The organism is Ruminococcus sp. AM42-11 (assembly GCF_003480145.1).
In the GTDB taxonomy this organism is placed as follows: Bacteria; Bacillota; Clostridia; order Lachnospirales; family Lachnospiraceae; genus Blautia_A; species Blautia_A faecis.
On the sequence record NZ_QUIO01000075.1, the window covers coordinates 1 to 8660 of the forward strand.

Here is an 8660-nt window from a genome sequence, read left to right on the forward strand (position 1 = left end):
ATCTTGTTTTATAAGATTTAATCATATACACCCCTGCCTATATTTTAACACAATGAAAGGAACCTGCGAACAGATTCCTTTCCATTTTTTTCTTAAGTTTATGATGTTGCCTTTAGCCGGTAATCATACCCAAGGAAGCTATCTTTTTCCTTATCGATGAACAGGGTATATAAAGGTCGTCTTCCACCTGCAGTTAAAATATCCGTAAAGAAAAAACCAATTTTTAAAATGTTTTCGTCCATTTCAGCCTGAAGGAACAAACCAATTGGATACTTCATTTTCTCATAAGCCATATTCCCGATAACTGGAATATCACTTTCTGCCGCCAAAACCATCTCCTTTGATGGTTCCAATACCTTCATTTTTTTAAGCTTTCGTTTTTCCATTTCATTCGTCCTTTCCGAAGTTATTTTATAAATCCAGGGTTAACTGCTCAGCCTCATCCTTATGCTCATTTGCCGTAACCCACTCCTGTTGCAACGCTTCAATCTGTTCAGCAGACAGTCTCTTCTTCATAAATCTTTGTTCCGTATCGTTCAGAGACTCCCAGCCCTTTTTCACAAGCTTTCTTTTTGCCTGCTCCAGGCGTTTCTCTTTTCGTTCCTGTTTCCACTTCTTCTTCGCTTTCACAGAATCTGCCTCATATCCAACATTTATTCCAGCTTTCTCATCCTCAAGATCCTGTGCCGTATCGCGCGTCAATCGTGCAGCAACTCTAATGTTCAAAATTTCCACTTTCAAATCCGGATCATACAATGCCTGCATAGAATAGCCATTCTGCCATTCCTTATCAAAAATATCCTCCTGGTTTCTTTTTATAATTTCCTCACAGATATCGACCGGAACCTTGCCCTGCAAAAATTTCTTTCCCCTTGTGATCGTCACTACAGGCTCCCCAGTAAAAAAGGTATCATCCTTTCGGATTGTAGATACCTTTACATCATAGTAGATATTCCCTGTCTTTTCGGAAAGAGGTCTGCCCCGCAGCGTACAGTAATCTCCTGGACCGCATATACACTTCATCGGATCATACTGCAGGCTCCATTTCTGCTTGTCGTAGTTATAGAACATGTGCAGCTTACAAATTCGGTTTTTATGCTGTTCCTTAAATTTTTGAAACAATTCTTCTTTTTTCCTGTCTGCCTGTTCTTTCAGATATTCCACGCTTTTTTTATACTGGTAATCCGATACCATATGGCAGACGCAAAATTCATCTTCCTTTAATAATGGATGATTCCGTTCACAATCTTTCTTATGCCATGGGCATCGGAATGCCACATTATCGTTTTCAAAGCAAAATGTCTCATTCATATACTCCAAGCGGTCTATACAATTTTCCCATTTCACATACAGCCCACAGCCGGACATAAAAGTTTTCTCTTCCAGATACTCGTCGGTATAAACAAATCCACCATCCGAATTTTCAAGGGGGGATTTTCCCATCTTTCCGATTCCAATTCGAACATAGTCGGGATGGTTTTCTGTCGTATATCCTTGAAGAAGCAGCTCCTGCGTCAATAAATTGTATTTGTATTCCTCGGACATTTTCATCTCCTCTTAACGACAGATACGGCAGGAAATTCCTGCCGTATCCCGTTCCTTGTCATTTAATTTTCCTCATCCATACGGATTGTTGTAACTAACATTTTCATACTGCCTCGAAGCATAATAAATTTATCCTCTTCCTTGCAGTAATAATAGACCTTATCCGTTAAAAACTCCTTTTGGAATGTCATTCTTGCATTAGAAGTTCTTAGTAAATTCTCAAGTTCTTCCAGGCTGCAAAGTTTTGAACTGTATATCAGGGCTTCATGGACACTGCTAAATACCACATAAAAACCCCCGTCCATGAATTCCACCAGTTTCTTTATCACGCCTGGATACAGAACTGCCACAGCACCATTTGAGAGTCCTTTTACGCTAAGACAGATTCCCTCCTTCTTTTTCTTATCCGAAATAAAATAAGGATCCATATTCAGGAAGTCCTCACCAGCATAACCCGGAGTGTACATCATTTTTTTGAAATCATAGATTCTTGGAGGCAATATACGATAACTGTTTAAAAGAGCCTCGTGTAAAACATCGTCTTTTTCCAGGCCCCATGCTTCCAAATATTCCGATCTGACTTTCAAATATGTAATCCCATTCTTCAAGGTTCCTGCATGCACATATAACGTGATTGCAATGTCTCCCATTGTTTTATATACGGCATTTTTCAGTTCATGTCTGTGCTGATCCAGGTTCAAAAGCCCCAGAAAAAGATGTTCCTTGACTTTTTCATAATCATTCAGATATCTGGTATTTTCCATATTTCCTACTCTATCCAGATCACACTTCACCCTTGCTTCTATGTTTTCCATGGAAGTCCCCTCTACATAATCCTGATAAAGTTCTTCCACAAAAATCCCGCAGATGTCTTTTCCAGAATCAGTTTCAGCGCAGACTACAAATAACCGATCCCCATTTGCGGTTATTCCGGTTTTCTCTTTTTTCTTAAAGAAAACATAGTCCTCTGGGAGATGAGTAGCTTTTATGATCCAGTTTCGTAATTCCTGCACAAACTGTTCGTATGTTAAATTTACGTGCATACTAAGTTTTCCTTTCTTATAATTCTTCAAATGTTTCCGAACATTCTCATACCGGAACAAGTTCAACACGGCCGACAGGTAAGGTTACCCTTGATACCACCTTATCCCATTTTGCAATTTTCCTGGTGCATCTGTCATAGTAATATATTTCATCTGCCAGAAAATCTTCGTCTGGGGTAGCATCTTCAATTGTCTCTTTCAGGATTCTTTCCAAGCCTTCTGGATAACACTTGCTCTTCGGATGAATCATCGCTTCGTGAATGCTTGTAAATACAATATAAAAATCATCATCCAAAATTTCTGAAAGTTTTTGTGCCACTCCAGGCAAGAAAACAGCCACAGCTCCATTTGTACGCTTATCCGTTGATAAACAATAGCCTACGCGTTCGCCACACAACCTCATTCCATAATTATCGTAGCCATAGGCCATAAAGTCCTCTCCATCATAATCAGGATTTAAAACTAAACGTTCCCACTGATAAATCCTTGGTGGTGTAAGAAGATAGGTATTTAAGAGTGCATTTTCATAGACCTCATTCTCATCCAGCCCCCATTCTACCAGGCTATCTTTGCGGATTTTCATGCTCGAAATACGGCCATTACACTGACCCACTTTCATATACAGAACACAGGCTATGCCGTCCACCTCTTTATACACCGCATTTTCCAATGCCTTTTCATGTTTTTTCTTATTCAAAAGACGGATAAAAAGATCCTCCTTCACTTTTGAATAATTATTTACATTCTTTGTTTTTTCGAAGAATCCTGCTTTACTTAGTTTTTTAATTTCTTCTGTAACAGTATCTCCAATTTTATCTATCGAAACACCATCCAGATAATCCTCATATAATTCTTCTGTATGAATTCCACATACTTCTTTCCCTTCTGAACTTACACGACATTCCACAAATAAACGGTCTCCATTCGGAGTCATTCCCTCTTCATCTTTTGCTTCAAAGTAAATCTGTTTTTCTTGCAGATTTAAAGCATCTAACAGATACCCTCTTAAGTTTTCAATAAACTTCTCATAACTTAAAATTTCACTCATAGTATTTTCATTTCCTTTCATTAGGATTCATACACATAATGCTTACTTAACTATTGTGCAGCCCTACCTGCTTTTCCAATAATCAGTGCTCTTCCGCTAAATTAACCGTAGTAAAGCTAACCTTTACTTTTTCCATATATACAGAAATCTTATCTTCGATTCTGCTATAGTAGTAGAGTTCTTCTGACAATAAATCGTCTTCATACACCATACCATTTCCATACTCGATTACCATTTCATTGAGTTCAGCCTTAATATTTTCTAAATTACTCTCATTTACACTGTAAATTACCCCTTCGTTCCTGCTTGTAAATATAATATACAAATCACTTGCCATAAGCTGTGCCAGTCTTTGAAGAACGCCAGGATAAAATACAGAAACAGCTCCATATTCTTCAGCATTTGTAGAAAGCTGAATTCCCCTAACTCTGTCACTTTTCGATAAGCAGGATGCTCCATTCTCCATAAAGGGTTCTCCCCATTCGTTCCCATGATTTGTATAAAGGAGAGGGGGTGCCATCTGGTAGGTATTTTTAAATGCCTCTTCCATAACAGCCTCTTTTGTCATTTCCCATTGTTCCAAATGCTTATTTTTTATCTTTATGCCTGTAAAATACTCGTTCGTGTTACTACGCATCATATACAGGACACAAGCGATATCGCCAACATCCTCATGCACTGCATCTTCCATCTCAAGCGAATGATTTTTCTTGTTAAGAGGTTTTACAAAAAGGTATTTTTTGATTTTTTGATAACTGTCAGGAGTCATCTTGCCCTCTAACATGCCAACCGTTTTTAGTTTCTCAATTTCCTCCTGTACAGAATAAAAAATTGATTCCATTGAACTTCCTTCCATAAAACGCTCATATAAATCTTTCACATCAATACCGCACAGTTGCTTTCCACTTAAATTTTCAAATGTCTCCACAAACAAGCGGTCCTTATTATCTATGGCTTTCTTTTTAAAAAATATTTGCTGTTCCTGTAAGTTCAAAGCATTCAAAAGCTGTTTACTTAATACCTCAACAAATTCCAAATATCCTAACTTCATCGTAATAATCCTTTCTGCGGTTTCTCTATGACCGCTGATCCAGCATCCAATTTTCAATCTGCAATTCCGTACCATTGATCTTCCTTATATCTTGCGCCATCCACACAGATCTGATTTATAATGGTGATCTCATTGCTATCTGGTTCTTCCTGGACAAAAATAAGAAGATCATTTTTCCGCCCTTTTGCTCTGGGGTTTTTTCCACGTACAACTACAAACCCGTTTTCCCCTGTGCCAGTTTCTTTACAAACCAGGCTACACCATGAGCGGTCCGGATGTATTGCCATATACGCTGCCCCTCGTAACAAAAGCGTTGGAAAATCCAATTCCTCTATCAGTTCTATCTTGGTGCATGAGATTTTCGTATCCTGGTCATCTTCATCCAGATCTCCAAATGCTTTCACAATAAAGTAAGTGGATTTTTTCCAATTTGGATAGTGGACCAGACAATCCAGCGGATTTTCCGCACAATGGAATCCATTCTGTCTGCAATTTGCTTCCGTTGTCTCATTGATCCCATATCGCTTAAATTGATAACCCCTGCAACTTAAATTTTTTTCAAACCCTTTGTATGCAATCATATTCAGGCTCCTAAATTAAATAAAGAAAGCTGCTCCGGTTCTTCTTTCTTTTGCGTTGCTGGCTTTGCTGCCACCTTTGCATCTTCCGAAACATCTTTCTTCGTATCTGAATCTTTTGATTTTGCTGACAATGTCCTGATTGATTCCGCTCTTTCCCAGGCTTTCTTTATTGTATCTTTTTCTTCCTGCGCTTTTTTCTCCATGTCTTTACGGTCATCCAACAGGTAATAGTCTATTACCCAGGCAAATACCTCTGTAGAGCCAATCGCTATACCAGCATTTTGCCCCACACCAGTTTTTCCCTCTTTCTTTGCTTTCTCCAGTGCCGTCTCATATGCTTTTTCATGGACATATTCGATACAGTGTCTCAGCGTCTTATGGGGCTGGAGGATCACATCTTTCATAACAGGATCTTTTCTGGCAAGGTCTAAAAGATACGTGCCAAGCACGGTCGCATACCCTGAATCCTGCAAAAGAAGCATTTCTTCTGTCAGTTTTTCGGTTACTGAACCGGATTGCCCCATTAATGGAACTTTCAACAGACAGCAGCTTTTTCCTGCTATAAATGCATCCGTGTCCTCTTTGGATATGAAACATTCTTTTGCAAGGCTTTCAATTGCCGCTACATTTTGACAGGTCCGGTAATGTTCTGCCAGGACATTTACTTCCTCTATGCTTTTCGCCAATTTTTCCAGCATATAAAGCTCCTCCCGTCATTATGCCGCTTTGGATGCATGATTTTCTACATTTCCTCCAGCTGCCGCTCTTTGCACTTCCTGGGATTCCTTATCAAGCTCATTCACCAGATTCAGTATTACCCGGCGTACCCAAAGGTTTCCATTCCACTTCTTTTCAAGGGTCTCCGCACTCTCAACAATGTTTTTCCACACACTATCATCCAATGCACGATGTCTGTATTTCTTGTAAAATGGATAAATCTCATACATGGCCTTTTTAACATCCACATAAATAACAGAATCCACATTAGACAACAATCCCATCAGGACCGGATGCCTGTCATATTTTTGGATCAGCTCATGGATTCCAACAGGTCTTTCTCCTGTGTACAAGCCTAAAAAGTCATTAAATATCGTTCCAACTGTATTTATATTTCTATGTTCCATTCATGTCCTCCTCTGCTCTTTTGATTCTCGCCGTTACGGTTTCCGGTAAGCATTCAAACGCTTCTGCAATTGCATTTTTACTGTATCCTTCCAGAAACAGCTTTTTCATCATTTTTTCCTGCTCTTTTTTCTTCAGCTTTTTCAGGGAGGAATCCCTGATCTTATGCTTCAGAATTTTTTTACTTAACGGATGATCCGGTCCATATTGATAGATTTTCCAGGCCTCCGCTGCATTTAGTCCGCAGACAATTGCCAGAACCAGGCAATAATAGCCTGCATACTCTTCATTTCTTATGCCCTCACCTTCTTTATAGTTCTAACATTTTTCGGTTCCCGGCATTTTCCATTTATGCATGTCCTCCTTTCTTTTCCTGTTCCATGTTTCTCATCCGACATGCTTCTATTTTTTTCGAATTATCCCTCTTCTCCTTCCTTTTGTATTTGCTCCCTTTGCCTAGATTCTGAATTTTTGACAACAAAAAAAGACACCAAAAATCCATTCCAGGTTTTTGATGTCTTTCTATATTTCTCAGATCTATTGTCTCAAATAATTGCTCCCGGTATTTTGCCAGGACAAAACTTCTTCTGCATAGGGTGCTATGCATAAACGATAATTCGATTATAGAATAGCACAATATATAGTGTGTGTCAACGTTATATTTCCATATATTGTGTGTTGTCCTGTATTCAGTCAATCTATTAGGAACAGCGTCTCTCCATAAACCACTTATCAAATTCATAATATAAGTGGCTCTCTTTCCCATTCACCATTACCGTATAACGGATCCCGGTTCCGCCTGCTTTTCGGCTTGCACAACGTTCCCTTGCAAGGACACGGTCCACATGATATTTTTCTCCATCTTCCCAGATAAATTCCACCGGGCTCATAGTCCCATCCTTGTCAAAATTCACAAGAACCTCTACATATACTTTTGCATTTTCCATTTACCAACTACCTCCCATTAAAATATCCCACCGGATGAACCGTATGTGAACTCTGCGCATCCAGGCTTGCCAGAGCTTTGTCCTGGTACACAAACGCTTTTTGGATACTGAAATACCCAAACCTTCTGCGTATCTCATCCACGGCCTGATCCATTTTTTCCTGCTTTTCCCGTTGTTCCTCGCTTATAAACAAATCAAGCTGTACTGGTATATCCGCCAGTACCAGTTTTTCCGCGCGGATACCAAGGCTTCTGATCGGATGTTGCCAGTTATAATGTTCTATAAAAAGCGCGTTGGCAGCAGCCATAATTTCATTTGTAATATCCGTAGGGCACTCCAGCTTTTTTTGCCTGGAAAATGAAAACAGCCCGCTGTCCCGGATTGTAATGGACACCACCTTGCATTTAAAACCATGTTTCCTTAGCCTTGCTGCAACACTTTCTGATAACGCCATCAATACAATCTGCACATCCAGGTTGTTTACTAAGTCTCTTGGCGTAGTCGTACTATTGCCAATAGACTTCATAGGCGCCTCATACCCTTGGGACGATACCGGAGAGTCATCCCATCCATTTGCAAAAGAATAAAGAACCAGGCCCATTTTTCCAAATAAACGCTCTAAAAACTCAGGATCCGACAAAGCAAGCTCACCAATTGTTTTAATTCCATAACGATCCAGAGTCTTCCTGGTAGAACGTCCGACATACAAAAGATCCGCAGCCGGAAGTCTCCAGAGCAATTCTTTATAATTTCCCTTTGAAAACGCTGTAATCCCATCAGGCTTTTTATAATCACTTCCCAGCTTTGCGAAGATCTTATTCCAGGAAATACCGATGCTAACTGTAATTCCCAGTTCCTTTTTCACCCGCCAGCTGATTTCCTCTGCTATTTTTCTTCCATCCCCTTTTAAAATCGCACTGTCTGTAACGTCTAACCAGGCTTCATCACATCCATACGGTTCGACCAGATCCGTGTACTCTCCATAGATTTCCCTTAGCATAGAAGAAAACTTCAGATACAGATCCATCCGTGGCGGTACAATAATAAGATCCGGGCATGCCATTTTTGCCTGCCAGAGCGCCATTCCGGTCTTCACCCCTTTTTTCTTTGCTGTATAATTGGCTGTCAAGATAATCCCATGCCTGGCTTCCGGATCCCCGCCTACTGTAAGGGGATGCCCGGCATACTCCGGGTGGTATAACATTTCCACGCTGGCATAGTCGGGTAAGAGAAGAGCATTACTGTCCTTCCCTCCCCTAAGAACCGTACGTGATAGTTTCCCATCATACGGCTCAAGCCTTATAAAGCCTATTGCTGCCACAA

Annotated in this window: 11 protein-coding genes; all 11 read right to left on the minus strand. The window is 40.0% G+C overall.

Translation table 11 applies throughout. From position 1 onward, the window contains the following. Positions 1-98: 98 nt before the first annotated feature. The 11 genes from DW904_RS22045 to DW904_RS22100 all read right to left on the minus strand — a co-directional run bounded on the left by DW904_RS22045 (position 99) and on the right by DW904_RS22100 (position 8541). Positions 99-386 (minus strand): hypothetical protein, encoded by a 288-nt coding sequence (locus DW904_RS22045; RefSeq protein WP_118584260.1) that lies wholly within the window; start codon positions 384-386, stop codon positions 99-101. Positions 387-411: 25 nt separating this feature from the next. Continuing rightward, positions 412-1545, minus strand: a complete 1134-nt coding sequence (locus DW904_RS22050; protein WP_118584261.1) for a hypothetical protein — start codon at positions 1543-1545, stop codon at positions 412-414. A gap of 62 nt (positions 1546-1607) precedes the next feature. After that, positions 1608-2588, minus strand: coding sequence for a DUF5688 family protein (locus tag DW904_RS22055; protein ID WP_118584262.1), 981 nt, complete (start codon positions 2586-2588; stop codon positions 1608-1610). Positions 2589-2634: 46 nt separating this feature from the next. Further along, positions 2635-3636 carry a DUF5688 family protein gene (locus DW904_RS22060; RefSeq protein ID WP_118584263.1) on the minus strand — a complete coding sequence of 334 codons (1002 nt, stop codon included), beginning with the start codon at positions 3634-3636 and terminating at the stop codon, positions 2635-2637. 82 nt (positions 3637-3718) lie between these two features. After that, entirely contained in the window at positions 3719-4687 is a 969-nt protein-coding gene (locus DW904_RS22065; RefSeq protein ID WP_147422367.1) for a DUF5688 family protein, read from the minus strand. 53 nt (positions 4688-4740) lie between these two features. Next, complete coding sequence (locus DW904_RS22070; protein WP_118584265.1) at positions 4741-5268, minus strand: hypothetical protein; 528 nt, start codon at positions 5266-5268, stop codon at positions 4741-4743. A 2-nt stretch (positions 5269-5270) separates the two neighbouring features. Further along, a complete protein-coding gene (locus DW904_RS22075; RefSeq protein ID WP_118584266.1) occupies positions 5271-5966 on the minus strand; it encodes a Cas9 inhibitor AcrIIA9 family protein in 696 nt (231 codons plus the stop codon). A gap of 18 nt (positions 5967-5984) precedes the next feature. After that, positions 5985-6392 (minus strand): hypothetical protein, encoded by a 408-nt coding sequence (locus DW904_RS22080; RefSeq protein ID WP_118584267.1) that lies wholly within the window; start codon positions 6390-6392, stop codon positions 5985-5987. Beyond that, complete coding sequence (locus DW904_RS24730) at positions 6382-6504, minus strand: hypothetical protein (RefSeq protein WP_264295764.1); 123 nt, start codon at positions 6502-6504, stop codon at positions 6382-6384. Before DW904_RS24730 ends, DW904_RS22080 begins: the two co-directional genes overlap by 11 nt. 587 nt (positions 6505-7091) lie before the next feature. Continuing rightward, positions 7092-7337: a hypothetical protein gene (locus DW904_RS22095; RefSeq protein WP_118584270.1), complete on the minus strand. Its 246-nt coding sequence runs from the start codon at positions 7335-7337 to the stop codon at positions 7092-7094. A gap of 7 nt (positions 7338-7344) precedes the next feature. Then, positions 7345-8541 (minus strand): DNA polymerase IV, encoded by a 1197-nt coding sequence (locus DW904_RS22100; protein ID WP_118584271.1) that lies wholly within the window; start codon positions 8539-8541, stop codon positions 7345-7347. Positions 8542-8660 lie beyond the last annotated feature (119 nt).

Bases quoted from the DNA above. Each gene is read 5' to 3' on its own strand.
- DW904_RS22045 (WP_118584260.1), bottom strand. From the start codon at position 386: ATGGAAAAACGAAAGCTTAAAAAAATGAAGGTATTGGAACCATCAAAG.
- DW904_RS22050 (WP_118584261.1), bottom strand. From the start codon at position 1,545: ATGTCCGAGGAATACAAATACAATTTATTGACGCAGGAGCTGCTTCTT.
- DW904_RS22055 (WP_118584262.1), bottom strand. From the start codon at position 2,588: ATGCACGTAAATTTAACATACGAACAGTTTGTGCAGGAATTACGAAAC.
- DW904_RS22060 (WP_118584263.1), bottom strand. From the start codon at position 3,636: ATGAGTGAAATTTTAAGTTATGAGAAGTTTATTGAAAACTTAAGAGGG.
- DW904_RS22065 (WP_147422367.1), bottom strand. From the start codon at position 4,687: ATGAAGTTAGGATATTTGGAATTTGTTGAGGTATTAAGTAAACAGCTT.
- DW904_RS22070 (WP_118584265.1), bottom strand. From the start codon at position 5,268: ATGATTGCATACAAAGGGTTTGAAAAAAATTTAAGTTGCAGGGGTTAT.
- DW904_RS22075 (WP_118584266.1), bottom strand. From the start codon at position 5,966: ATGCTGGAAAAATTGGCGAAAAGCATAGAGGAAGTAAATGTCCTGGCA.
- DW904_RS22080 (WP_118584267.1), bottom strand. From the start codon at position 6,392: ATGGAACATAGAAATATAAATACAGTTGGAACGATATTTAATGACTTT.
- DW904_RS24730 (WP_264295764.1), bottom strand. From the start codon at position 6,504: ATGATGAAAAAGCTGTTTCTGGAAGGATACAGTAAAAATGCAATTGCA.
- DW904_RS22095 (WP_118584270.1), bottom strand. From the start codon at position 7,337: ATGGAAAATGCAAAAGTATATGTAGAGGTTCTTGTGAATTTTGACAAG.
- DW904_RS22100 (WP_118584271.1), bottom strand. From the start codon at position 8,541: ATGTTATACCACCCGGAGTATGCCGGGCATCCCCTTACAGTAGGCGGG.